The sequence below is a fragment of the Raoultibacter timonensis genome (assembly GCF_900240215.1).
In the GTDB taxonomy this organism is placed as follows: Bacteria; Actinomycetota; Coriobacteriia; order Coriobacteriales; family Eggerthellaceae; genus Raoultibacter; species Raoultibacter timonensis.
On the sequence record NZ_LT964695.1, the window covers coordinates 1 to 893 of the forward strand.

Annotated in this window: 1 protein-coding gene; it reads right to left on the bottom strand. The window is 65.7% G+C overall.

Annotated elements, in window-relative coordinates; genetic code table 11:
* Positions 1-146 precede the first annotated feature (146 nt).
* A partial coding sequence (locus C1722_RS16575; RefSeq protein ID WP_102380495.1) for a DUF1177 domain-containing protein occupies positions 147-893 on the bottom strand: 747 nt, incomplete at its 5' end.

Sequence of the window (893 nt, forward strand, 5' to 3'; positions counted from 1 at the left end):
TCGGTGCGCGGGGCCTGCCCGATCGTCACGGCTCCGAGCAGGAGCTTGCCGCTTCGGGAATCGTCCTGCGCTCGCGCATTCGACCCAGCGCCTTGCAGGTCGTCCGCTTTCGGCTCGTTCTGCTGCGGTTCTCCCATGGTGTGCGCTTACGCCATCTCGTTCTCGGCGGGAAGCGCGCCCATCGTCTGCAGGGCGGCCATCGAACCGTAGCGCTTGCCGAACAGTTCGAACTCGGCCTCGTCGAAAAACGAGCAGGAGCCTTCGCCGAACGCCTTTGCGGTTTCGAGCATGAACGTGCCCGCTTCGTCGAGGTCGGTGAGGTGCGTTGCCCCCGTCGCGCATCCGGGTACTGCCGTTTCGGTGGTGATGGCCACGCCGACCACGGGCGCATCGGTGGCCGTGCACGGCTGCAGGATCGAGTTGAGGTGGTAGAGCCCGTTGCCGTACGGCGTGATGTCGGCCATCGAAAGCGCGAACACGTTGGGCCTTCTCCCCGTGGCGATTTCTACCAGATCGAGCAGGTCTTCGCTCACGCGCAGGATGACGCCCTGCTTCACCGTGGGCGAGATGGCGAAACCGCGGTAGTTCGCGATGCGATTGCCCTTGGTGGTGTCCACGACGAGGATGGCATCGAGCTCGTCGGTGACCTCCTCCTTGTTGACGGCTGCGGTCGCCACGGGCGATCCCATGAACGGTACGGGTTTGTGCGGCATCGTGGGCGCATGGGGACACACGTGAGTCGAGACGAACACGTCGCCTGCAAGCACGTCGCCCTTGCGGCGCATGTCGATGAGCTTCGCTGCGCACGAGAGCGCGACAAGCGCTCCGTCGCCGTCGGATACGAAGCCGATGCGCTCGGGACGTGCGCCGAGGCCTCCGAGGCGGCCGAGCAA